The following is a 24859-nucleotide window of genomic DNA, read 5'->3' on the forward strand; positions in this document are numbered from 1 at the left end:
GGCAGCTCAGCGAACAGAAATCGCCGGTTTGGCGACGAGAGTTAATCACTCTGGTCACAATCCGGCCACTTCCGGGGGTGTCCGGGGTGCTTTCTCAGCTGCGCTTATTAACTTCGGGACCGCTACAACCGAGAGCCCACTGTCGACATAGCGGTCGGCGTGCCCGCGCTCACGGTTGTCGTCCACAACTCACACACCACGCATTGGACAGAGCCGGAAGGACAGAGAAGGTGACGACCACACGGTATTCAGTCAGGTTCGCGGCGGCCACGGCCTCCGTCGCGGCACTGCTCGCCGGGACCACCGCCATCGCACTGGCGGACCCACAGCCGGCGCCTCCAGCACCGGTGGCCACTCCGAACGCAGCCACCTCGGCACCCATCGCACCGGCGGCGGCCCCCAACGCCCCCGCCACCCCGAACGCCGCCGTTCCGGCGACCGCACCGACCGCGTCGACGAACCCCCTCCAGCCCGCCCCGCCGATCAACGGGGTCGCGCCCGCCGCCGACGGCACGCTCACGGAGTTCTTCGCTTCCAAGAACGTCAAGCTGGAGCCGCTGACCAAGAACAGCCATGGGGCACCGCGCGTCAGCATCCCGATTCCGGCGAACTGGGCGAACGTGCCAGATCCCAATGTTCCCAACGCGTACCAGGTGATCGTGAGCAAGGCCAACGGCACCGGGCTGTACCAGTCCAACGCGCAGGTCACGATGAGCAAGCTCGTCGGCGAGTTCGATACCAATGAGGCCGTTTCGCACGGCCCCGTCGAGGTCAAAGCACTGCAGGGCTGGCAGCCGACCGACGCCTCGCTGGTCACCTATCAGGGCTTCCCCTCTTCGATCGTGGAAGGCACCTTCCGGCAAGACGGTGAAACCCTCAACACCTCGCGGCGCTCCGTGATCATCACGCAGGGCAAGGACCGGTACCTGGTTCAGCTGGCCGTCACCACGACAGTCGGAAACGCCATCTCCGAGGCTCCTGCCACCGACCTCATCGTCAACGGCCTGCGCTTCGGCGAAGGCGCCCCGGTCACCGCCCCGGTAGCCGACCCCAACGCGCTCGCCGATCCGGATGCGCTGCCCGCGGCACCCGTAACCCCTGCTCCGGGCACCGACCCCAACGCTCCGGCTGCGCCGGCGCCGGGAGTCCCGGGGCTGCCACCGCTGCCCACCCTGCCTCCGCTGGTGCCGCCGGCACCGCCCGCGGCATAAGCGCACTCCCATCCCGCTTAAACTGAGCGGGTGCTGATCGCCGCCATCGTGACCATTGCCCTCGCCGGGCTGCTGGGCGCGCTGTCGGCGGCGGCGTTTCTGCGGGCACCGCACGGCAGCCCTCAGCGCATGCTCGCGCCCGCGCAGGCCGCGGCCGCGCTGATTCTCGCGGCGGGCGCGCTCGCAGCCTTATTTGGTTCCACCGCAATCGGTTTGGTGGGACTGATGGTGTGCGGCGCTGCCGCCATCGTGACGGTGGGTGCGGCCGCCTGGCAGGTGGCGCGCTACACCACCGCCGCACAACAGATGTCGTCCTCGGGCGGCGGATGCGGCAGTTCCTGCGGCGGATGCCCCAGCGCGGGGCGGGCCGACTCCTCGGTGTGCGCTCGGCCCTGACGTGTCCAATCTTTAGACACCGCGGCGCTACCTCGTCTGAATGTGATCCGTATTCGCCCATGTCGACCCATTTTTTGGTGTTATGTTCCCGGGCACTCGTAGACAGGCGTGGTCAGAAAGGGAGCCGTGAAAGACACCAAGCAGATGGTGAAGTTCATCCTCGTTGGTGTTCTCACGCTCGCCTCCGCTATCGCCGCGTACATCTATCGCGACGATCAGCTGATCGTGGACCTGCTCACGGTGCCGTTGTTCACCGGCATCATCGGCTACATCACCAACTGGACCGGCGTGCTGATGCTGTTCGCACCCTTGCGTTTCTACGGCTGGCGCATCCCCGGGCTGCGCACTCTGTACGCGTTCCTGCCCCGGCGAGTACAGGTGATCCCCGCCATCACCTCCGACGGGCGATTCGGGTGGCAGGGCATCGTGCCATCACGCGCGGAGAAGATGGCCAGCATCGCCGTCGACAAGAGCCTTGCCAAGCTCGGTAGCATCTCGGACTTCTACGAGCAGCTCGAACCGGACCTCATAGCCAATCACCTTGCACTGATTGCCAAATCAGAGATTCGCAGCGTCATCACCAAGATCATGGAGCGGGAGGACCCGCAGCTGTGGCACAACCTGCCGCCGGCCCTGCGGGAGATGATGTTCAAGCGCATCGAGAATCAGCTGCCGCAGATCGTCAAGAACATGACCGATCAAATCGGCGAGAACATCGGGCAACTCGTCGACGCCAAGCTGATGATCATCCGGTATCTCACGGCTCATCCCAAGCTGCTCAACGACATATTCCGGACCATGGGGCACAAGGAACTGCAGTTCATGCAGAACTTCGGCTTCTACTTCGGCTATCCCATGGGCTTCGTACTCGTGGCGATCCTGCACTCGGTTCCGCACCACTGGTGGACTCCATGGATCGTGCTGCCACTCGGCGGCATCATCATCGGGTACATCGTCAATTACCTCGGCATCACCATGATTTTCGAACCCGTCCATCCCAACAAGTGGGTGCCGTGGCGCCAGGGCCTGTTCATCAAGCGCAAGTCGGAGATCTCCGAGGAGTACGCGCGCACCATCTCCGAGAACGTCATCACCCTGGAAAACATCGGCAACGAGATGCTCAACGGGCCGCGGTCGGACCGCACCAGACAAATGCTGGCCGACGGCATCCGGCCGGCACTGGAGCAAGCACTCGGGCCCGCACGGCGCGCCATCCGGGTAGCCGTCGGCCGGCGCCAATACGACCAGATCACCGAATCGGTCACCATCGAGGCAACCGGCTTTGCGCCCCTTGCGTTTTCCGACCCCGAGTTCAACAAGCAACGCCAAGGCAAGATCGGCGCCTTCGTCTCGACCCAGATGCACAAGCTCTCACTCGACGATTTCAACGAGTTGCTGCGCTCGGCGGTCAAACAGGACGAGTGGTTGCTGTTCGTGCACGGTGCGGTCCTTGGCGCGGCCGGCGGCCTGGCACACCTGCTGATCTTCCCGCCAGCGGGGTGACACGTGACCCGAATCGACCTGACAAGATGATGCCCGATGACCGATAACACGCCCGTTCCCGCGCACAACAATCGTGAGCTCCGGCCCGATCGCGTGGTCCAAGGGGTCGCGATGCTGGCCGCGAAAACCTGGTGGCGCGGGGTGAAGTGGTCGGCCGATATCGCCACCACCACCGGCACCAAGATCATCGACGATGTGCGGGCGGGCCGCTCGGCCACCGACATAGCCCTGTCGGCCACCGAGCATGTGCTGGGCGCCGTGCGCGACGCGCTGCAGCTGCCGGCCAACGATTCCGCAGGGATCACTCTCGCCAAACCGCAACGGCCCGCCCCGTCGCGGGTCACCATCGACATCACCGAGTCCGGCTCCGCCGACTGCGATGAACTGCGCCGGCGCGGTGCCGAATTGCTGCGGCGTTCAGCCGATGTCACCGACGTAGAGGACACCCATCCGGCCTACGCGCGGATTATCAATCAGCTGGCACCCGATGAGGCGCGCATCCTGCGGTTCCTGGCCGCGCACGGCGCGCAACCGGTGGTGGACGTCCGTACCAGCCGCCCGTTCGATGTCGGCTCGGAGATGATCGCCGAGGGCCTCTCGATGGTGGCCGAACGCTCCGGCTGCCGCTACACCGACCGCAACAACGCCTACACCAACAATCTGGTACGGCTCGGCCTGGTCCGGGCATCTCCGGAATCAGTTGCTGCCGAGCGTTATCAGGTGTTGGAGGTACAACCGGACGTCGTGGCGGCCTGCCGCCGGGCGGGCCGCGCGCATAAGACCGTTCGCCGCAGCATCCACCTGACGCCGTTCGGTGAGGACTTCTGCCGGGCGGTCATCCCCTCCGATCCGTCCGTGGGCGACGACCTGTAGGCCTAGTTTCGGCTCACGTCGATGGGGTGCGTCGCCAACAGCGACAACGGCAACGGCTGACGACGCAGCACCCTTGCCCACAAGTCACCACTGACATCGGTGAGCACATCGGACGGCAGCGCGGACAACACGATCCAGTCGTCGCGCTCGACCTCACCCTCGAGCTGGCCGATCGTCCACCCCGAATAGCCCGCGAAGACCCGGATGCCCTCCACCAGCGGGGCGATGTCCTCGGGCTCGGCATCCAGATCAACCATGGCCATGCGGCCCGCCACGTGACGCAGACCCTTCACACCGTCGATGCTGACACCGGCCCGCAGGGTCGCCAGGCACAGGGCCGCATCGCGTTTGACCGGCCCGCCGATGAACATCGTCTTCGGCTTGCCGGCGAGCTTGGCCCACTGCGGCAGCACGTTGTACACGGCGGTTTCGCTCGGACGATTGAGGACCACACCCAAGGTGCCGCCGTCGTTGTGCTCCACGATGAAGATCACGCTGCGCCGAAACGTCGGCTCAAACAGATTGGTGTTGGCGACCAGCAAGGTGCCCGCCCGCAGACGGTGTGCGGGCGGCGCCATATAACCCTCGCCATATGCCTCGCCCTCATCGGGCTCGTCCCCATGCGCCACCTGAACATCATGACACCGTTTGCCGTTTCATGACTTGTGCTCGGCCAACCGCTACACATTTGTAGTGTGGGCGTAAGCGCTCCGCCTATTTTCCCGTAGCCCGATCCAGACATACGAAAGCGACTCACATGACTGCGCGCCACTCGCCGCTGAGCCTGTGGCACGCAATCCACGATCTCCCCGACTTCGGGCGGTTGGTCTGGGTGCGGCTGCTCACCCAGTTCAGCGATGGTCTCTTCCAGGCCGGGCTGGCCGGGGCATTGCTGTTCAACCCCGAACGCGAGGCCGAGCCGTGGGCCATCGCCGGTGCGTTCGCGGTGCTGTTCCTGCCCTACTCGGCAATCGGTCCCTTCGCCGGTGCGCTACTGGACCGCTGGGACCGGCGCACGGTGCTGATCTGTGCCAACCTGATCCGCGTACTGCTGGTGGCCCTCGTCGGTATCGAGCTGGCCTTCAGCGCCGACGACGTGGTGCTGTTGCTGGGCGCGCTGATCGTCAACGGGGTCACCAGGTTCGTGACATCGGGTCTCTCGGCGGCACTCCCCCACGTGGTGCCCCGCGACCAGGTCGCGACCATGAACTCGGTGGCCACCGCGGTGGGCGCCACCGCCACCTTCGTCGGCGCCAACTTCATGCTGATGCTGCGGGCAGTCTTCGGGGCGGGGGACTTGGGTTCTGCCACAGTCATTTTCCTGGTCATCGTGCCGACCCTCGCCGCGGCGTGGGTGGCCACCGGCTTTCCGGGCGATCGACTGGGTCCCGACGACAGTGTGCGCGCCGTGCACGGCTCGGCCTTCTATGCGGTGGCCACCGGGTGGCTGCATGGTGCGCGCACCATCGTCGGCACGCCCTCGGTGTTCGACGCGCTCATCGGTCTGGCCGCCCACCGCATGGTTTTCGGCATCAACACGTTGTTGGTTCTGGTGCTGGTGCGCAACAACGCCTCGCTGTTCGCGGGGATCGGGGCCGCGGCCTTGTTCCTGGCGTGCACCGGCATCGGCTCGTTCCTGGGAACGGTCTCCACCCCTGCCTTGCTCCGGCGCTTCGGCCGTGGCCGCACCCTCGGGATGGCACTCGGCAGCGCCGTCGTGCTGCAGCTGATCGCCTCGAGTCTTTACGTACCGATCGTGCTCGTTGCCGCGTTCGGACTCGGAATGGCCGGGCAGGTGATCAAGCTGTGCGCCGACGTCGGCATGCAGACCGATGTCGATGACGCGCTGCGAGGACACGTCTTCGCCGTGCAGGACTCGCTGTTCTGGGTCACCTTCACCGGAGCGATGAGCGTGGCCGCCGCCTTCATCACGCAGTCGCACTGGCTGGCCTTCTCCGGGGCAGTGGTCTACTTGATCGGCCTGATCGTGCACATGACCCGAACTCTTTGGCCCAGCCCGGCCGAATCCAGCCAATCCGACCCGGAAGGACACGCCCGTGACCTCGACCGCTGACGCTGTCATCGATGACCTGCGCGACGAGAGCGATGGACTCGACACACTGGTAGCTCCGCTGTCCGCAGAGGGCTGGGCCCGCGACACCCCGGCCGCCGGCTGGACCATCGCCCATCAGATCGCCCATCTGCATTGGACCGACGCGCAGTCCCTGCTGGCGGTCACCGATCCCGAAGGCTTCGCCAACGAGCTGCCCAAGGCAATGGCCGATCCCTTCGGATTCGTGGACAAGGCCGCCGAGGAGACCGCCCAGACTCCTCCAGCCGAGTTGCTCGCCCACTGGCGCGATACCCGTAACCAACTGCATGCGGCGCTGCGCGCGGTGCCCGATGGTGTGAAGATCCCCTGGTACGGGCCTCCGATGAGCTCCGCCTCGATGGGCACCGCCCGCCTGATGGAGACGTGGGCCCACGCCCTTGATGTCGCGGACGCGCTCGGCGTGGTCCCGGCGCCCACCGCGCGCCTGAAATCGATTGCGCACCTGGGTGTTCGGACCCGTGACTACGCGTATTCCGTGCACTCGCTGGCTGCCCCGGCTGAGCCGTTCCGCGTCGAGCTGACCGGACCCGACGGCGATACGTGGACGTGGGGCCCCGACGATGCCGCACAGCGCGTCACCGGATCGGCACTGCACTTCTGCTACCTGGTGACCCAACGGCGTCCGCGCGCCGAGCTGGATCTGCAGGCCACCGGCGCGGACGCGGAGAAGTGGCTCTCCATCGCCCAGGCCTTCGCCGGCCCGCCCGGCACCGGCCGGGGGTGAACGCCGGGGCCACCATCCGCCCGCTGTATCCCTCGGAAGCGATGTTCGCCGGGAATCGCAGCACCGTGGCGTACTCGGCGTTCGGCAGCGGCGCTCTCAAAATCGATGCTCTGACAACGGCTTTCCGCGCACTATTGGCAAGCTACCCGGTGCTTTCCGCGCAGATTGTTTCTGCTGGGCACGGGTACGCGCTGCAATACGCCGACCATCCGCCCGCCCTGCAGATCGGTACATCCACCGCCCTTCCCCGGGCAGGGTTCACCATCGCCGACCCCGACGCGGTCTGTGCGATCGACGTGGCACAGACCGGCACTGACTTTCGGTTGACGCTGCTGACCCATCACAGCATCGCCGACGCGGGGGCCGCGCTGCGCTATCTGGAAGTGCTGTGCACGTATTACACCCGCGTGGTCGAGACGGGGTCGGCCGGGACCATCCGCGCGCATCCACTCGCCCTCTCCCTAGAGCAGTTCCTTGCCGCGCGCGGCTACGTCATACCCGGGGCCGGCGAGCCCCCGGCGCCGCGAGCAGAAACGGCGGTCGACGCCACGGTCGTGGTTCGGCACGGGCGCACCCGGCTCGGGCGCGAGCAGACCACCCAGTTGTTCGATGCGGCGCACGCGGCAGGCATCACCGTGCACGGAGTCGTGTGTGCCGCGATTCTGGCGGCCGCTCATGCGCTTTCGCGGTCGCAAGGCGCGGTCACATTTGGCCTGACGTCATCGGTGGACCTGCGCACACGAACAGCGGCACCCATCACCGCGGCGCAAGGGACAGTAATCCCGGGTGCCGACACCGCGATTCTGGCTGTCGTACCCGATGACGACCCACTGCGCCTGGCTCGTGCCGTACTGGATTCTCTCGCTAGCGGCCTCGCGGATCACACTGTGCACCAGGTATTTCTGTGCCAACCGCAGCGACAGCACCCGTGCATCGAGAATCCACTCATGGTCACGAACTGGGGGCCGATACCGGCGCTGCGACTGCCGGAGGGACTGCGCGTACACGACTTCCGCGCCACCGTCCGCGGTCGGCATATCGGGTTACGCGCCACGACACTTCCACCGAGCTTCTTCATCACCACCTGTGACGGAAGGCTCAGTATCGATCATCCCGCCTGGGTTGCCGACGAGTCCGACCCCACCATCGGGTGGACGGAGGCGCTAGGGCGCGCCTTCGACCGCATTCTGCGCTGACGGGTGCGGCGGTCCGAGCGGCCGGGCGGCATCGGCAATCCCGTCGCCGTCCGCGTCGGTGAGTTCGACATCCCAGCGGCCGTCACCCGTGGTGTCCGCATACACGGAGGTACCTGAATCGGTTGTCCGGAAAGCTCTTTCAGCATCTCCGTCGTTATCCGCGTCGACCAGCTGCTCAGGCTTCCCGTCCCCATCGATATCTGCTGTGCCACCGGCGTGTTCAATCCCGTCAAGACCGAACCAGCTGATGGATCCGCTTCGTTCCACGTGAAACGCCCACGTGCCCAAGCCATCATCGGTGAAGTACGTCTCCGGCCTGCCATCGTTATCCACGTCAAGGACGCTGTGGTCCGCCGAACCATCACCGTCCGCGTCCCACATCACGTCGTCGAACAATCCGTCACCGTCGAAATCCAGGCGCACCGCGTCCATGACTCCATCGCCGTCCAGATCGGCGTTGGGTGGTACGTCCCAGGCGGTGACGCTCCCGTCCCCGGTACCAAAGCAGTAATCCATACCCGATATGAGGCCGCGGCGACTCCGGGCGTTCCGCCTTCTTGGGGCATGTGGATAACCACGGAGACAGAAACTGCGCTGATACCGGTTCACATAACGTAGGAGTGGATTCGGGGGCAATCGGTTCCGTCCGTAATCTCTGACCCCGTGGATGCCCCAACACTCACGCTGCTTCTCAGTGCAGCAGCCGCCGCAGGCTGGGTCGATGCGGTGGTGGGTGGTGGCGGGCTCGTCCTCATCCCCGTGCTGATGCTCGTCTTTCCCGGGATGACTCCCGCGACCGCCCTGGGAACCAACAAACTCGCCGCGCTGGCCGGCACGTCCTCGGCCGCCGTCCGGCTCTTTCCGCGCACCCCGTTGAACTGGCGTGCGCTCCTGGGCGCATTTGTGCTCGCCGCGGCCTGTTCCAGCGCCGGCGCCTACACCGCCTCGCGGCTACCGGTATCGGTCTTCAAACCCGTGGTGCTCGTGCTGCTGGTGGCCGTCGGAGTGTTCGTCGCGACCCGTCCTCAGTTCGGCACCGCGAAGGAAGGCGCCGCGCGCACCAAGGCCACCACTGTCACCGCGCTCGCGGTCGCGGCCATCCTGATCGCGTTCTACGACGGCATCATGGGTCCGGGCACCGGAACGTTCATGATCATCACCCTGACCGCCATCGCGGGAATGACCTTCCTGGAAAGCTCGGCCACCGCCAAGGTGCTCAATTCCGGAACCAATGTCGGCGCTCTCATCGTCTTCGCGTCGCAGGGTCACGTGCTCTGGCTACTGGGCCTGTCGCTCGGTGTCGCGAACATCGCGGGAGCTCAGCTCGGCGCGCACATGGCGCTGGGTCGCGGCGCAGGATTTGTCCGCGTGGTGCTGCTGGTGGTCGTCGTGGTGATGGTGGGCAAGCTCGGCTACGACATGATCGGCTGAGCGCGCTCAGGTACGGCTCGCCCACCATTCGCGCAGCGCCTCAACCGCCTCGTCGTGATCGAGCGGTCCACGCTCCAGCCGCAGCTCCTTCAGAAACCGCCACGCCTGGCCGATGATCGGCCCGGCCGGAACGCCCAACAGCTCCATGATCTCGTTGCCGTCGAGGTCGGGCCGCACCCGCGCCAGATCCTCCTTGGCTGTCAGTTCGGCGATGCGCTCCTCAAGACCGTCATAGTTGGCCTGCAGCCGCGCCGCTCGCCGCTTGTTCCGCGTGGTGCAGTCCGCGCGCACCAGCTTGTGCAGCCGCGGCAACATCGGGCCGGCATCGGTCACATACCGGCGCACCGCCGAATCGGTCCATTTGCCATCCCCATAGCCGTGGAACCGCAAATGCAGATAGACCAGCTGCGACACATCGTCGACCATCTGCTTGGAGTACTTGAGGGCACGCATGCGCTTGCGCACCATCTTGGCCCCGACGACCTCGTGGTGGTGAAAGCTGACCCCGCCGCCGTCCTCGTGCCGGCGGGTGGCCGGCTTGCCGATGTCGTGCAGCAGCGCCGCCCACCGCAGCACCAGATCGGGGCCATCGTCTTCGAGATCGATCGCCTGCTCCAAGACCGTCAGCGAGTGCCGGTAGACGTCCTTGTGCTGGTGATGCTCGTCGATGGTCAGCTGCATCTCACCGACCTCGGGCAGCACCACCGCGCCGAGGCCGCTTTCCACCAACAGATCGATTCCGGCGACCGGATTGGCGCCCACGATCAGCTTGTCCAGCTCTGCCTGCACCCGTTCAGCAGTGATCCGTCCCAGCTGGCCGGCCATCTCATCCAGCGCCTTCAGCACCCGGGGCGCCACTGTGAAACCCAGCTGGGAAACAAAGCGAGCCGCGCGCAGCATGCGCAACGGATCGTCACCGAAGGAGATCTCCGGAGCCGACGGGGTGTCCAGCACCCCGGCGCGTAAGGCCTCCAGTCCGTTCAGCGGATCGCAGAACTCTCCCGGCCCGTCCGGCCCGATTTTCACCGCCATCGCGTTGACCGTGAAGTCCCTGCGCACCAGATCACCCTCGAGGCTGTCGCCGAACACCACCTCGGGGTTGCGCGACTGCTGGTCATAGCTGTCGCTGCGGTACGTGGTGATTTCCACCCGCTGCCCCTTGCGCACCACGCCGAGGGTGCCGAAGGCGATACCCGCATCCCAGATGGCCTCGGCCCAGCCGGCCACCAATTCCTGCACCTGCTCGGGGCGGGCATCGGTGGTGAAGTCCAGATCGGTGCCCAACTTGCCCAACAAGGCGTCACGGACGGTACCGCCCACCAGATACAGGTCAAAGCCTGCCGAATCGAAGACTGCACCCAGCTCCGACAGCATCTTCTTGTGCCGGTTCAGGGTCACTGCGGCGGTGGCCAGCAGCTCGGCGGACGGTATCGATTCGGGCACGTCGGGCAGCCTACCGGCGCGTATCACGGGGGCTCTCAGTAGCGGGAACTACTATCACATGGGTGTCTGACTCCTCCGGCGGTTCCCGCACGGGTGGGTCGTCGGATGAACCCGGCTCGAACCCCGCCTCAGCGCGCGGCAGGGGGTCGCGACGCGGTCGGCGCAACCGATCGCAGGGCCGGGCGCAAGGCGCTGGCACTCCGGCGGCCTCCCCTGCCGCGGGCGCTCCTCACGCAACCAACGGAACCGGTGCTGCGGGTGCAAAGGGCCGCGGGCGCGGGCGCCCGAAGGGTGGCGCCGCAGGAACCTCGTTACGTACCGTCCGTGAGACCTCCGCCGGTGGCCTGGTCATCGCAGGCATCGACGGCCCCAAGGACGGCCAGGTGGCCGCCCTCATCGGGCGGACGGACCGGCGTGGCCGAATGCTGTGGTCACTGCCCAAGGGCCATATCGAACAGGGCGAGACGGCGGAACAGACCGCCATCCGGGAGGTCGCCGAGGAGACCGGTATCCGCGGAAGCGTGCTGGCCGCACTCGGCAGCATCGACTACTGGTTCGTCACCGAGGGGCGACGCGTACACAAGACCGTCCACCACTATCTGATGCGCTCGCTGGGCGGAGAGCTCTCCGATGACGACGTCGAAGTCACCGAGGTCGCCTGGGTCCCCCTCGAGGAGCTGCCCACCCGGCTGGCGTACGCCGATGAGCGGCGGCTGGCCCAAGTGGCCGGCGACCTCATCGACAAACTGCACACCGACGGGCCCGAATCGCTGCCCCCCTTGCCTCCGTCCACCCCGAGACGCCGCCCGCAGACGCACTCCAGCACCCATAGGACACCGGGCCGACGAACCGGGCGTGGACCACAGCAATGACTCGAATCACGCTTCGCAACGCGACGCGTGTGGCGGCGGTACTTGCCGTCCTCGCACTTGTCCTGCTGGGTGCTCCCTGGGCCGCGCCCAGCGCCCACGCCTATCGGGACGGGCAGTTCCTCAAGGTTGTCCTTGACGAGGTCGCCCCGCAGACCGTCACCACCGTCGATTCAACCGTGACGGTGCGGGGAACGGTGGTCAACGTCGGCGATCGCCCGGTGACCGACGTGGTCGTTCGGCTGGAGCGCGCCGAGGCCGTCGCGACCAGCGCCGAGTTACGCGCCAATCTTCACGGCCGCCACGATCAGTACCAGCCGATCGGTGATTTCGTCACTCTCGCAGGCACTCTCGAGCAGGGCCAGCAGCGTCCCTTCACGCTCGCCTTCCCGCTGCGCGGCGGCACCGGACCAACCTGGAACATCTCCACGCCCGGGGTGTATCCCGCCCTGGTGAACGTCAACGGCACCCCCGACTACGGGGCGGCTGCCCGGCTCGATGACGCGCGCTTCCTGCTGCCGGTTCTCGGAGTTCCGCCCCCCGCCGGTGCCGCCGCCGAACCCGAGGTCGCACCCGACACCTCTCGCCCCGTGGGTCTGACGCTGTTGTGGCCGTTGGCCGACCGCCCGCGGCTGGCACCCGGTCAGCCCGGTGGGCCGGCGCCGGTGCGGCTGCTCGACGATCAGCTCGAACGCTCCCTGTCACCCGGAGGCCGGTTGGACGCGCTGCTGGGAGCCCTGGAGTTCGCAACCGAGGCGGTCGTCGATCCCAAGGCAGACTTGGCCCGCACGGTCTGCCTGGCCGTCGACCCCGATCTGCTGGTAACCGTCAACGAGATGACACTCGGTTACCAGGTCCTCGACAATTCGGCTGATCCCGCCGGTCCGGTGCACCCCGGCACCGGGCAGGGACTCGCGGCCGCCTGGCTCGACAGGCTGCGGGCGTTGGCCAAGCGCACCTGCGTCACACCGCTGCCCTACGCACAGGCCGGACTGGATGCTGTTGCTCAGATGGCCGATGAGGGTCTGGCCCATCAGGCCACCACCGGCACCGCAGATGTGCTCGACCAGATTCTAGGAATCAACAGCCTGCGCGGTGCCACCCTCCTCGGCGACGGTCATCTCTCGAAGGCGGGCATAGGTCTGCTCACCGGGCAGGGCCCCACCGTCGCGGTGTCGGCCCTACCCGCGGATCAGGAGACTCCGCCCGACTTCAACCCGCGCCGGGTGTCCGACACCGTCGTGGCGGCACCCTTCGACCCATCGGTGGGCGCCGCGCTGAGCGCCGCCGGACGCACCCCCACCACGCCCGATTACGTGCCCCGGTCACTTCGCTTTACCCTGCAACATGATTCGCGCGTAGCGCGGATGCAGGACGCGCTCGGAGCGATGGCCTGGCAGGCGCTGACACCCCAGCAGACTCCCCGCCAGACGATTCTGCTGCCGGACGCCACCTGGGACCTGTCCGACGGCGAGGCCCGCGCCATCCTTTCCACCACGTCCACGCTTCTGCACGCCGGACTCGCGATACCGCGCCCGCTGCCGACCGTCATCGGCGAGGCGCGCGCCAGTGCCCAGCCCAACCCGGTGGACACCGCGTTCGGCGTGGATTCGCCGGGCGCCGTGGACGATGGGGTGTCGCTCGGGCTGGGCGACGAGGTCCGGCGGCTGTGGGGCCTCACCGCAGCGCTGACCGTGGACGCCCGCACCGGCCTCACCGGTGTTCAGTACACCGATCCGTTACGCCAGGACGCCCTGCGCGCGGTGAGCCAAAGCGTTCCACCCGATGCTCGCGATGACACGGCGCAGGAACGGCTCTCGGCCATCCGCCGCACGGTCGGTGACCTGTTCAACGCCGTCAGCGTCGTCAATCCGGGCGGCTCCTACACATTGGCCACCGAACACAGCCCGCTACCGCTGGTGCTGCGCAATGAGCTTCCGGTGCCCATCCGGGTCGCTCTGCGCGTCGAAACGCCGGCCGGTATGAGTGCCACAGATGTTGGCGTGCAAGAGATTCCGCCCGGCTTCCTGCCGGTGAAGGTGCCCGTGGAGGTCAACGTCTCCCAGCGCATGGCTGTCGATGTAACGCTGCACACCCCTGATGGTCTGCCCCTGGGTGACCCGGTACGCCTATCGGTGCACTCCAACGCGTATGGGAAACCGCTGTTCTTCATCACCATCGGCGCGGCCACGGTGCTCTTCGCGCTGACGGGCCGGCGCCTGTGGCATCGCTTCCGCGGCCAACCCGACCGCGCCGATCTCGACCGCGAGGATGAGGTTTCCGCCGGCGGGAGGGGCAGCCAGTGGCAGCCGTGAGAAAGCCGCTGGACCCGCTACCCGATCCGGAATCCGACGACACGATCGAAGAGCTCTCGGATGCGGCCGTCGTAGCGCATTCCGGCTCGATGGCGGTGGCCACCCTGGTCAGCCGGATCACCGGATTCATCAAGCTGTTGTTGATCACCGCTGCGCTCGGCGCCGCGTCCGCCAGTGCATTCTCGACCGCCAACCAGCTGCCCAACATCATTGCCGCGCTGGTGCTCGAGGCCACCTTCACCGCCATATTCATCCCCGTGCTCACGCGCGCCGAGCGGGAAGATGCCGACGGCGGTCAGGCATTCATGCGCAAGCTGCTGACCATCGCCACATCGGTGTTGGTGGTGGCGACGGTGCTGTCCGTGCTGGCTGCGCCATTGCTGGCCGCGCTGATGCTCGGCGATGACCCCAAGGTGAGCACGCCGCTGACCACCGCGCTGGCGTACCTACTGCTCCCGCAGATCCTGTTCTACGGACTGTCCTCGGTATTCATGGCAATCCTGAACACCCGCAATGTGTTCGGACCACCCGCGTGGGCTCCGGTGTGGAACAACGTCGTCGCGATCGCCGCGCTGATTCTTTTCTGGCTGATGCCCGGGGAACTCACCCTCGATCCGACCCGGATGAGCGATCCCAAACTCCTGGTGCTGGGCATAGGCACCACGCTCGGCGTGGTCACCCAGGCCACGGTGCTGATTCCCGCCATTCGTCGTCAGGGGATTCCCCTGCGCCCCCTGTGGGGAGTCGATGACCGGCTCAAGCAGTTCGCCGGTATGGCCGCGGCCATGTTCGCGTACGTCGCCATCAGCCAGCTGGGGTTCGTCATCACCAACCGGATCGCCGCCGGCGCAGCCGATTCCGGTCCCATCATCTACAACCAGACCTGGATGATCCTGCAGCTGCCCTACGGGGTGGTCGGCGTGACCATCCTGACCGCGATCATGCCGCGGCTCAGCCGCAACGCCGCTGCCGAGGACACCTCCGCGGTGGTGGGCGACATATCTCTGGCCACGCGGCTGACGATGGTCGTCCTGATCCCGGTCGTTGCGGTGATGACCGTCGCCGGTCCGGCGATGGGTCCGGCGCTGTCCGCATACGGGCACTTCACCCTCGGTGACGCCCACTACCTCGGGCTCTCAATCTCGCTTTCTTCCTTCACTCTCATCGCGTATGCCCTTGTACTGCTTCAGCTTCGGGTGTTCTATGCGCGCCATGAGGCGTGGACACCCACGCTGATAGTCATCGTGATCACCACGGTGAAGATTGTCTGCTCGGTGATCGCCCCGCACCTCACCGACGATCCCAGCCTGGTCGCCGGTTATCTCGGTGCCGCCAACGGACTCGGGTTCGTGGCGGGCGCCGTGTGTGGGTATCTGCTGTTGCGCCGAAGCATCGGGCGCGCGGCCGGGCCGCTGATCGGCCCGGGCGTGGTCCGTACGGTGCTGATCGCCCTCGCCGCCTCGGGTACCGCGGCGGCCGTCGGCCTGGGGATCGACCGAGGGTTCGACCTTGATCTGCTCACCCGGGCAGGCGGCGGCCTCGGTTCGATTCTGCGGCTGGTCATCCTCGGCACCGTGATGCTCACCGTCACCTTCGCGGCCATGGTGGCGGTCAAGCTTCCCGAGGCACTGAGCATCGTCGCGCTGCTGCAGCGCCGCCTGGGCAGCCGGCTCGGCATCGGCATCCAAGATCACGCTTCGGTCATGGGCAACTCCCCACCGCCATCCCTGCCGTACCCTGATTCGGGTGATCGAGTCGGCGGCGGCGACGCTGTCGGCCTGACAACCGCAAACAAATCAGTGCACGGGGGCGGCGCTGATACGAGAAAGGGCAGGGCAGTGACAGACACCCCGGGGTCATCGACCCGGTCTGTTTCCACCGAGTCCCCCTCCGGGGGCGCAGTCCCCACCTCCGTGATGCCGGGTGCCAGCATCGCGGACGGCCGTTACCGTCTGCTCACCTCGCACGGGGGCCCGGACGGGCTCCAGTTCTGGCAGGCCACCGATACCGAGCTGAATCGCCCGGTAGCGCTCACCATCATCGACGGCGCCACCTTCACCTCCGATCAGGTGCAGGACATCCTGTCGAATACCTTGCGGCTCAGTAAGATTGGGTCCTCAGGCCTCGCGCGTGTGCTGGACGCCGTACGCGAAGGAACCGGCGGCATCATCGTCGCGCAGTGGGTCCGCGGCGGTTCGCTGCGCGAAGTTGCCGACACCGAACCCTCCGCCGTGGGCGCCAGCCGGGCGGTCCGATCCCTGGCCGAGGCCGCCGATGCTGCTTTCGAGGCCGGGTCGGCGCTGAGCATCGACCACCCCGATCGCGTGCGCATCAGCATCGACGGAGACGCCGTGCTCGCGTTCCCCGCCACACTCTCCTCGGCCAGCGCCGACGAGGACGTCCATGGCCTCGGCGCCACCCTGTACGCACTCACCACCCGCCGCTGGCCGCTGGCCGAAACCGGTCAGCCAAGTGGGCTGCCCGGCGCCAACCGCGCGCCCGACGGTCGCCCCGTTGAGCCACGAGTCATCGTCCCGACCATCCCCGCCGAGATCTCGGATGTGGCCTCCCGCGCGCTCAGCGATGATCCCGGTTCTGCCGCGGACCTGCTCGACGGCCTGGAATCGGCCATCGCGAGCGTCGATCACACCACCATGTTGGAGCCGGCCGCCGCAGCACCCACGCAGTCGTTCAGCATCGGTCGCCCCCAGGGTTTCCAGGATTCCGGGGACCCTGCGGACGATGACGACTACGACGAGGACGAGGACCCCGAAGAAGCGGCCCGGCACCGGAAGATCTTCCTGATCGGGCTCGGCGTGGTCGGTGTCCTGGTCATCTCGCTGTGCATCGCGCTGGGCGTCTGGGTCACGCGGATCTTCGGCGATGTCGGCCCGTTGGACAAGATCAACATCGGTATCGGATTACCCACCCAGTCCGCCAACGGTGACGCCGCCAAGCCCGGTAGCCCGGCCAAGATCGTGCAGGCGACCGTGTTCCCTCCAGGCCCGGACGCCGACCAACCCGGCAAGGCGAATCTGGCGGTGGACGGCAACGCTTCCACGTCATGGTCGACCGACACCTACACCGACGCCGATCCCTTTCCGGTGCTCTTCAAGCCAGGGGTTGGCCTACTACTCGATCTGCAGTCCCCCAGCGCTCTGAGCAGCGTCACGATTGAATCTCACAGTGTCGGAACACAAGTACAGATCCGTTCTGCCGACTCGGCAACACCCGGCTCCTTCAACGACACCAAGGAGATCTCCGCTACCACGACGTTGCAGCCCGGCAAAACAACGATTCCCATCACCAGCAGTTCGCAGGTCTCTCATGTGCTGGTGTGGATCAACAAGCTGGGTTCCACCAACGGTGATCACCATGCGGAGATCGGCGAAATCACCGTCACGACTGCTTCCTAGCTGCGGGATCGCCTGGCAGTCGAGCGGTTACCGAACGGCTTTCAGTATCGCTCCACAATTTTCACCCCTATATTTTTCGCGGTAGTTGAAACCCGATGGCAACCTCAGAATTACTCATTGAGCTGCGGTTCATGTCGTTCAGTTACGCATATCGCCGTTACACGTTGTTGAAAGTTGTATAACAGTTTGCTGTGGGGTGATCCTGTGGTCGACGCCACCCCCCGTTTTTGATTACTGTGCGCGTGTGGGCATGGTTCAGGGGGTTCTCACGACTCCTCAACACTCGGACGCCGAGCTGTTGGCTGCCCACGTCGCCGGCGACCCTTCCGCTTTCGAGCAGCTATTCCGCCGTCATCACCGTCGCCTCTACCGGCTCGCTCGGGCCACCAGCCGCACGCCCGAAGACGCCGCCGATGCATTGCAGGAAGCGATGCTGTCGGCGCATCGTGGTGCCGCCAATTTCCGCAATGACGCCGCGGTCACCAGCTGGCTGTACCGCATTGTCGTGAACGCCTGTCTCGATCGTCTGCGCCGTACCAAGACACACAACCCGATCGAACTCGAAGAGGACGTCTACACCCTCGAGGACCCCTCGACCAACGTCGACACCTCGATCGTCATCCAGAAGGCCCTGCTCAGGCTGCCTGCCGAGCAGCGCGCCGCGGTCATCGCCGTCGACATGCACGGATACTCGGTGGCCGACGCCGCTGAGCTGCTCGGTGTGCCCGAGGGCACGGTGAAGAGCCGCTGCGCCCGAGCCCGCGCACGCCTGGCCGTCGCCCTGCACTATCTCGACAAGGCCGGCTCCGTCGAACCGGAAACCATCGACTACTAACCGTGTGCCGCCGTGTCACGATCCGCCTACGAATTGGGCAACAGGCGTGGCCAGCGGTAGCTGGGTACGGGAACAATGAATTCACATGGTCAACAATCCGCCGGACACCGCCGATGGCGAAGGTAACCTCGACAAGGTGAACCTCGCCGAGGTACCGCTGTCACTTGAGGTCCTGGCCGACCTGCACGCCGGCGTCTACGACGCAGGCGACGCCGACGTACTTCGGCAACGGGCAGACCAGGATCCGGACGCGCGCACGACACTGGCCGCCCTCGACCATGTACGTGCCGACCTGGTGGCGTGGATGGAAAGCCCCGCCCCCGATGTGCCCGCGTCCGTCGTCGACGGCATCGTTGCCGCATTGCACGCCGAGTCAGCGAAATCGACGTTGCCCGTGGTAGCTGCGGATGCCGTCCGGCCCGCAGACCCGCGCCTTAACCTGGTGACCGGCCCCGTCCCCCTGGACCATCGCCGGCGCCCCGCGGCAAAGCGCCGCTGGCTCGCATTCTCGGGCGCGGGGTTGGCCGCGGCCGCCTGTATCGCGGTGGCCATCACCGTGGTCGCGCAGAACAACCAGCGCACCTCTGAGACCACCGCCACCGTCGCGGGCCCGTCGTTGTCGCAGTACATCGCGCCCAAAACCGCTGCGCCCATGGCGCCGGAATTGCCGCCGCAGAGTGCCCTGGGCCAGACCGCCTTCCCGATTTCTGGCAACGAGATCACCGCACTCGTCGGCCGCACCCCCACATTCGGCACCCTCGAGGACCCCGCACTGCGCGCGTCCTGCCTCGCCGGCCTCGGCTTCCCGGCCTCAACGCCCGTGCTCGGAGCGCAGACCCTGGACGTCGACGGCCCCGCGGTGTTGATGGTGCTGCCCGCCGAACGCCCGGGTGAACTGTTGGCGGTGGCCGTCCGGCCCGGTTGCAGCCAGTCCGATCCTCAGCGGGTGGCACAGACCCGAATCGGCGCGTCACCCGGCCGCTAGAAGGCCGGACCGCGCCCGTATCTCCCACCGCCCGCCCGCGGTATCTCCCACCGCCCGCCCGGTGCGGAACATCCCGCTCTAGGCTGTTGTTTCAGCACTCGCATGGCCTTTGTCTCCAACAGGCACTCAGATCGGATCAGAAGGGAACCGCATGTCGGAGGTTGTATCGACCGAGTCCGAATCGGACATCCATGAGCTCATCATCATCGGCTCAGGACCCGCTGGATACACCGCGGCGGTCTACGCAGCCCGCGCCCAGCTGAAGCCGATCGTTTTCGAGGGTACCCAGTTCGGCGGGGCACTCATGACCACCACCGAGGTCGAGAACTACCCGGGTTTCCGCGAGGGCATCATGGGTCCCGACCTGATGGACCAGATGCGTGAGCAGGCCATTCGCTTCGGTGCCGACCTGCGCACCGAGGATGTCGATGAGGTCTCCCTGCGGGGCCCTGTGAAGACTGTCACGGTCGGTGGCGAGGTCTTCCGTTCCCGCGCGGTGATCTTGGCCATGGGCGCCGCTCCGCGGTATCTGGGGGTACCGGGCGAGGACACCTTGCTGGGCCGGGGCGTGAGCTCCTGTGCCACCTGCGACGGTTTCTTCTTCAAGGATCAGGACATCGCCGTCATCGGCGGCGGCGATTCCGCGATGGAAGAAGCGACTTTCCTCACACGGTTTGCCCGCAGCGTGACACTCATCCATCGCCGCGACGAGTTCCGCGCATCCAAGATCATGCTCGAGCGCGCGTACGCGGACCCCAAGATCAACGTCCTGACCAACACCAAGATCCTCGGGGTCGAGGGCACCGACTCGGTGATCGGGCTCAAGCTCGAGAACACCGTGACCGGGGAAGCCTCGCAGCTGCCCGTCACCGGGATGTTCGTCGCCGTCGGGCACGATCCCCGTAGCGAACTCGTCAAGGATGTCGTCGACGTCGATTCAGACGGGTACGTACTGGTGCGCGACAGAAGCACCTACACCTCACTGGAAGGCGTGTTCGCCGCGGGCGACCTCGTTGACCGAACCTATCGGCAAGCCGTCACCGCCGCCGGAAGTGGTTGTGCCGCAGCCATCGACGCCGAGCGCTGGCTCGCCGAGACGGCGCATTCCCAGACCCTCGTCGAGGCCTAGCCTCACCGCCACCCATCACAAGGAGAACCCATGAGCGACCACGCGACCGTTACCGTCACCGACGACTCCTTCCAGCAGGATGTCGTCTCCAGCAATAAGCCCGTGCTGGTGGATTTCTGGGCGACCTGGTGCGGACCCTGCAAGATGGTGGCCCCCGTGCTGGAGGAGATCGCCAAGGACCATGGCGAAACGCTCACCATCGCCAAGCTCGATGTGGATGCCAACCCGGAGACCGCACGCGCCTTCCAGGTGACGTCGATCCCCACCCTGATTCTCTTCCAGAACGGTGAGGCAACCAAGCGGATCGTCGGCGCCAAGAGCAAGTCGGCGTTGCTGCGTGAGCTGGACGGGGTCGTCTGACCGGTTCGACACCGGTCGGTTGACTCGGCCGGGAGTTTCTCTCATCGCCTAGGCATCTGAGACAATAGTGCCGTCCCGACGACGGGCAGCCCGTGTCCGGTCGGTGACAGTGCGGTTTCTTGCGAAAGGCGGAGTATGACGACAGGCGCGTCGAACATTCGCCGCGGCGATCGAGGCCCCGCCGTCAGCGAGGTACGCGAGGTGCTCACCGCACTCGGGTTCCTGGAGGATCCCGATGAGGTGCTTGCGACCGGTCGGCATGTCATGCCCGACCACTTCGACCCGACCTTGGACGACGCCGTGCGCGCGTTCCAGCAGCGCCGCGGCCTGTTGGTCGATGGTGTCGTCGGACCCGCGACCTATCGCACCCTGAAGGAAGCTTCCTATCGGCTCGGGGCTCGCACCCTTTTTCACCAGTTCTCCGCACCCATGTACGGCGACGATGTAGCGACTCTGCAGAAGCGCCTGCAAGATCTTGGGTTCTACACGGGCCTGGTCGACGGGAACTTCGGGCTGCAGACCTACAACTCGCTCATGTCATACCAGCGGGAGTACGGGCTGACCGCGGACGGTATTTGTGGTCCCGAGACCCTGCGCTCGTTCCAGTTGTTGGGTCGACACGTCACCGGTGGATCCGCGCACGCGATTCGTGAGACCGAACACGTCCGCAACGCCGGCCCACAGCTGTCAGGCAAGCGCATCGTGATCGATCCCGGTCTCGGCGGCGCCGACCGCGGAGTCATCGTTCCGGGTCGCGAGGGCCCGACCAGCGAGGCAGACATCCTGTGGGACTTGGCCAGTCGCCTCGAGGGCCGGATGACAGCGATCGGTATGGACACGTACATCTCGCGCGCCATCCAGAACAACCCCACCGATATCGACCGCGCCACCTACGCCAACAATGTGGGTGCCGATCTGATGATCAGCCTGCGTTTCGACTCGCAACCGACGGTGGCCGCCAGCGGCGTCGCGTCCTATCACTTCGGCAACCTGCATGGCTCGGTGTCCACCATCGGACACATGCTGGCCGACTTTATTCAGCGAGAAGTGGCTGCTCGCACGGGATTACGCGACTGCAGAGCACACGGCCGGACGTGGGACCTGCTGCGCCTCACCCGGATGCCCACCGTGCAGGTGGACATCGGGTACATCACCTCACCGAACGATGTCTCCATTCTGAGCGCCGCCCACTATCGCGATGTGGTGGCCGAGTCGATTCTGGCCGCGGTCAAGCGTGTGTACCTGCTCGGTAAGAACGACCGACCTACTGGCACATTCACTTTCGATGAGCTGCTGGCCCACGAGCTGTCCGCCGGAAGTTAGTCCGAGCGCACCAGCTCGATCGCGCTTGCCGGACAGAGGTGCGCTGCCTCATCGGCCTTCGCCACCTGGTCCTCGTTCAACACCCCAGCAGCCCTCGGTACGGCAGTGCCATCCGCATCCGCACTGAACAACTCCGGGTGCTGCGCAACGCAGTATCCGGACCCCATGCACAGATCCTGATCGACGATCACACTGAACCCTGCGTGGGCCCCGACCACGATCACGCCCTCGTTAGGGTAACGGGCAGCCCACCATCGAGCGTCACCGAAAAGTTGAAGTGGTGCTTGGGCTTCCAGGTCTGCGGGAGCGTCAGCCGATACCTCTGGAAAATGATCGTCAACAAGAACTGCGCGTTCATGTAGGCCATGCCGGTGCCGAGGCAGTGGTGTCTGCCCGACCCGAACGGCATGAATGCCAGTCTCGGACGCTCCCTGACAAGTGCCTGATCCATGAATCGATTCGGGTCGTAATTGTCTGGGTTCACCCACCAGCGTGGATCACGGTGCATCGAGTACAACGACGGGCCGACGATGGTGTAACGCGGGATGAGGTACCCACCTATCACGTCGTCTTCCATCGCGAATCTAGGATTGAGCGGGTGGCCCTGCAACCTCTGCCCCTCGTCGAAACACGCTTTCGCCCAAGACAACTTGGGTAGATCATCCGGCGTCGGCACTGCACCTTGCAGTGCGTCAACCTCTGCGTACAGCCGGTTGAGGTGATCCGGATGTGCCAATAGTAGCGCGAGTGTCCACGACAGCGACGCCACCACCGTCTCGTATCCACCCGCCATCAGGATCATCAGTTCCATGCTGAGATCCCGCTCCGACAACGGACTTCCGTCATCGTAGGTCGCCTCCAACAACAGGCTCAACAGATCCGGGGTCTCGACGGGGTGCCTGCGGCGGTCCTTGATCAGCCTTCTCGTCAATCGCCACAGTCTCCACATGGACCTGGGCGCGCTCTCGCGCCCAGGTAGCGGCAGCAGGTTCGGTAAGGGGCTCATCAACGTCACCGACGCCATCAGCGACATGAAAGTCCTTAAGTCCACGTCGGTTTCGTGGATCTCCTGCGCGGTGATCGACGAGGAGAACATCGCGCGCAGGAACGCGGGCAAAGTCACCTGTGCGATCGCGTGTTGCAAGTCCACCTCCTGCCCGGTGTCTGCCCACCGTGCCCAGCTGTCGACTCGGCCCACGAATTCGTCGGCGATCACCTCTGCCACCCGCGCCAGATGGCGGCGTCCAAACATCGGCATGAGCATCCGGCGCCGCTGCCGGAACTTGTCTCCCTCCAGCATCGGAATCGCAGCACCGATCATGCCCATTGCCGCCTGGCCCGGTCCGATCATGCTGTACCGACCGACAGGGTCGTCCATCACCTGGCTGGCGTAATCCGGATGGTTCACCACAATAATGCTGCCGCCCAACGGAAATGGAACGCTATAGATGTCGCCGAACTCCTTAGCGCAACGCCGGAAGAACTCGAAGGGTTCACGCCGCATCTCCGGGACACTCCCGACGAACGGTCGGCCAACTGGACCCGGTGGAGTGAGCGCCGCTCTCCCCACTCCCCGCACGGCGCTAGCCGCCAGAGGAATGCCTGCGCGGGTGATCCGCCATGGATCATGCCTACCGAAGGCAGATCCTCCGTGTCGTCTACCAATCTCGTTGACTTCGTGCACCGTCGGATTGAGCGGCAATGGCCCCCAATCTCCCGTCAGCTCACGTGGCAGCGACACATCTATTGCGCGGGATTGGGTCCCTGCGGAAGCCTCGAATGGACAGGCATCGGTCGTGTTCTCGGCAGTGGGTAGCTGCGGCATGCTCCTTGGTCTCCTTTTCCGAGGGGTGACTACGCCACGGGCACGGGCTGTTTGGAGGGCGCGCCACGCACCGGTCCCAACACCGTGGCTCCGACCGCATCGCGGTAACGCTGACACGTAGGTGAGTACGCCGCGATCACAACAGCCAGGAGGTTGAGGGCCGTGCACAGGCTGGCGATCGCCCACGACGGTCCGGGCCCGAGTCCCAGATGAATCGCGAAGTAGTTCGGCAGCGTGCAGATGATGGTGTAGGCGAGATATGCCCCAGGTGCGACGAATGGGATTATTGCCCAACGGTATCCGCGCATATGCGGCCGGATCACTACCAGTACCCAGGCGATCATCACCAGGAATCCGCCGTTCTGCACGAGGCTGGGCAACGGCACTCCGTACACCAGTGCGTTGTTGCTGTAGTACCTCATCAGGCCAAAATGACTGTTGACCATCTCACCGATGCATTCGCCAATCCCGAAGATCACCGCGAACGAGATGAGTGTCCAAGCGGCCCAACCCTTTTTGATCATCTCGTAGACGAGAAGCGCCGTCGGCGCCGTACCCACCCAGACCAGCGGAACGAAGATCGGAAGGGGCCGGTCGGCGATCGTGACGTAGGGCAGGGCGTTGGTCATATAGGTGGTGGCACCAATGACGTCGAGCCATGGCTCGACGAAGTAGGGCAGGACTGTCACCCCGCTGAGCATGATCAGCCAGTACATCAGCGCGTCTTCGTGCCTCCGTAGGGTCATCCATCCCACCCAGATCAGCGAAATCGCCAGGCAAGCAACAAGTATCGCGACGACGGTCCATGCCCACCACGGCTCACCGTGAATGACTGGTGGTGGACCCCACTGCGCACCCGTACTCCATCGTCTCGTCACAAGTGTCCTTTCGCCATCGGCAAGCGGTTCATTC

At 65.7% G+C, this 24859-nt stretch carries 22 protein-coding genes; 16 read left to right on the forward strand and 6 right to left on the reverse strand.

The annotated features are described in order from the left end of the window. Window positions 1-230: 230 nt before the first annotated feature. From AOT87_RS26910 to AOT87_RS26925, 4 genes are all read left to right on the forward strand, one after another. Window positions 231-1211: an LpqN/LpqT family lipoprotein gene (locus AOT87_RS26910; protein WP_057968867.1), complete on the forward strand. Its 981-nt coding sequence runs from the start codon at window positions 231-233 to the stop codon at window positions 1209-1211. A gap of 30 nt (window positions 1212-1241) precedes the next feature. Then, window positions 1242-1607 carry a hypothetical protein gene (locus AOT87_RS26915; RefSeq protein WP_030097665.1) on the forward strand — a complete coding sequence of 122 codons (366 nt, stop codon included), beginning with the start codon at window positions 1242-1244 and terminating at the stop codon, window positions 1605-1607. A gap of 126 nt (window positions 1608-1733) precedes the next feature. Further along, the gene (locus tag AOT87_RS26920) at window positions 1734-3110 is read left to right on the forward strand and encodes a hypothetical protein (RefSeq protein ID WP_030097666.1); all 1377 of its coding nucleotides are present in this window, start codon (window positions 1734-1736) and stop codon (window positions 3108-3110) included. Between the two features lie 36 nt (window positions 3111-3146). After that, window positions 3147-3983 carry a DUF4393 domain-containing protein gene (locus AOT87_RS26925; RefSeq protein ID WP_030097667.1) on the forward strand — a complete coding sequence of 279 codons (837 nt, stop codon included), beginning with the start codon at window positions 3147-3149 and terminating at the stop codon, window positions 3981-3983. Window positions 3984-3985: 2 nt separating this feature from the next. Here the strand turns inward: AOT87_RS26925 and AOT87_RS26930 are convergent, their stop codons facing one another. Beyond that, complete coding sequence (locus AOT87_RS26930; protein WP_057968868.1) at window positions 3986-4612, reverse strand: YqgE/AlgH family protein; 627 nt, start codon at window positions 4610-4612, stop codon at window positions 3986-3988. A gap of 128 nt (window positions 4613-4740) precedes the next feature. Between AOT87_RS26930 and AOT87_RS26935 the strand changes: the two genes are divergently transcribed. The 3 genes from AOT87_RS26935 to AOT87_RS26945 are packed head-to-tail and all read left to right on the forward strand — an operon-like array spanning window position 4741 to window position 8016. Next, on the forward strand, window positions 4741-6057 hold the full coding sequence (locus tag AOT87_RS26935) for an MFS transporter (protein ID WP_030097669.1): 1317 nt from the start codon (window positions 4741-4743) through the stop codon (window positions 6055-6057). Beyond that, window positions 6041-6820, forward strand: a complete 780-nt coding sequence (locus tag AOT87_RS26940) for a TIGR03084 family metal-binding protein (RefSeq protein WP_030097670.1) — start codon at window positions 6041-6043, stop codon at window positions 6818-6820. The genes AOT87_RS26935 and AOT87_RS26940 overlap by 17 nt, the downstream gene beginning before the upstream one ends. A 41-nt stretch (window positions 6821-6861) precedes the next feature. Then, window positions 6862-8016 (forward strand): acyltransferase, encoded by a 1155-nt coding sequence (locus AOT87_RS26945; protein ID WP_057968887.1) that lies wholly within the window; start codon window positions 6862-6864, stop codon window positions 8014-8016. Here AOT87_RS26945 and AOT87_RS26950 read toward each other — a convergent pair. Next, a complete protein-coding gene (locus tag AOT87_RS26950) occupies window positions 7984-8532 on the reverse strand; it encodes a hypothetical protein (RefSeq protein WP_057963600.1) in 549 nt (182 codons plus the stop codon). The two genes, AOT87_RS26945 and AOT87_RS26950, sit on opposite strands and share 33 nt — an antisense overlap. 168 nt (window positions 8533-8700) lie before the next feature. Here AOT87_RS26950 and AOT87_RS26955 point away from each other — a divergent pair, with 168 nt between their 5' ends. After that, window positions 8701-9447, forward strand: a complete 747-nt coding sequence (locus AOT87_RS26955; RefSeq protein WP_057968888.1) for a TSUP family transporter — start codon at window positions 8701-8703, stop codon at window positions 9445-9447. A gap of 6 nt (window positions 9448-9453) precedes the next feature. Here the strand turns inward: AOT87_RS26955 and AOT87_RS26960 are convergent, their stop codons facing one another. Next, window positions 9454-10890 (reverse strand): CCA tRNA nucleotidyltransferase, encoded by a 1437-nt coding sequence (locus AOT87_RS26960; protein ID WP_057968889.1) that lies wholly within the window; start codon window positions 10888-10890, stop codon window positions 9454-9456. Between the two features lie 62 nt (window positions 10891-10952). Here AOT87_RS26960 and AOT87_RS26965 point away from each other — a divergent pair, with 62 nt between their 5' ends. From AOT87_RS26965 to AOT87_RS27000, 8 genes are all read left to right on the forward strand, one after another. Beyond that, the gene (locus tag AOT87_RS26965) at window positions 10953-11762 is read left to right on the forward strand and encodes an NUDIX hydrolase (RefSeq protein ID WP_075908450.1); all 810 of its coding nucleotides are present in this window, start codon (window positions 10953-10955) and stop codon (window positions 11760-11762) included. Then, window positions 11759-14074 (forward strand): DUF6049 family protein, encoded by a 2316-nt coding sequence (locus AOT87_RS26970; RefSeq protein WP_057968869.1) that lies wholly within the window; start codon window positions 11759-11761, stop codon window positions 14072-14074. Before AOT87_RS26965 ends, AOT87_RS26970 begins: the two co-directional genes overlap by 4 nt. Beyond that, entirely contained in the window at window positions 14062-17490 is a 3429-nt protein-coding gene (locus AOT87_RS26975; protein ID WP_081343258.1) for a murein biosynthesis integral membrane protein MurJ, read from the forward strand. The genes AOT87_RS26970 and AOT87_RS26975 overlap by 13 nt, the downstream gene beginning before the upstream one ends. A gap of 250 nt (window positions 17491-17740) precedes the next feature. Then, entirely contained in the window at window positions 17741-18325 is a 585-nt protein-coding gene (gene sigM, locus AOT87_RS26980) for an RNA polymerase sigma factor SigM (RefSeq protein ID WP_030097678.1), read from the forward strand. 85 nt (window positions 18326-18410) lie between these two features. Continuing rightward, the gene (locus AOT87_RS26985; RefSeq protein ID WP_057968870.1) at window positions 18411-19310 is read left to right on the forward strand and encodes a hypothetical protein; all 900 of its coding nucleotides are present in this window, start codon (window positions 18411-18413) and stop codon (window positions 19308-19310) included. A 151-nt stretch (window positions 19311-19461) separates the two neighbouring features. Continuing rightward, complete coding sequence (gene trxB, locus AOT87_RS26990) at window positions 19462-20439, forward strand: thioredoxin-disulfide reductase (protein ID WP_030097680.1); 978 nt, start codon at window positions 19462-19464, stop codon at window positions 20437-20439. Between the two features lie 30 nt (window positions 20440-20469). Continuing rightward, entirely contained in the window at window positions 20470-20799 is a 330-nt protein-coding gene (gene trxA, locus AOT87_RS26995; protein WP_030097681.1) for a thioredoxin, read from the forward strand. Between the two features lie 135 nt (window positions 20800-20934). After that, window positions 20935-22122, forward strand: coding sequence for an N-acetylmuramoyl-L-alanine amidase (locus AOT87_RS27000; protein ID WP_030097682.1), 1188 nt, complete (start codon window positions 20935-20937; stop codon window positions 22120-22122). On the opposite strand, the gene AOT87_RS27005 is transcribed toward AOT87_RS27000, so the two are convergent. The 3 genes from AOT87_RS27005 to AOT87_RS27015 form a co-directional block, all read right to left on the reverse strand. Beyond that, window positions 22119-22340 (reverse strand): ferredoxin, encoded by a 222-nt coding sequence (locus AOT87_RS27005; protein ID WP_256364555.1) that lies wholly within the window; start codon window positions 22338-22340, stop codon window positions 22119-22121. The two genes, AOT87_RS27000 and AOT87_RS27005, sit on opposite strands and share 4 nt — an antisense overlap. A gap of 2 nt (window positions 22341-22342) precedes the next feature. Continuing rightward, entirely contained in the window at window positions 22343-23824 is a 1482-nt protein-coding gene (locus tag AOT87_RS27010; protein WP_324612917.1) for a cytochrome P450, read from the reverse strand. Window positions 23825-23976: 152 nt separating this feature from the next. Further along, window positions 23977-24825, reverse strand: a complete 849-nt coding sequence (locus AOT87_RS27015; protein ID WP_030097685.1) for a hypothetical protein — start codon at window positions 24823-24825, stop codon at window positions 23977-23979. Window positions 24826-24859: the final 34 nt, after the last annotated feature.

Origin of the sequence: Mycobacteroides sp. H003, assembly GCF_001440135.1 — a bacterium.
Classification (GTDB): Bacteria; Actinomycetota; Actinomycetes; order Mycobacteriales; family Mycobacteriaceae; genus Mycobacterium; species Mycobacterium gwanakae.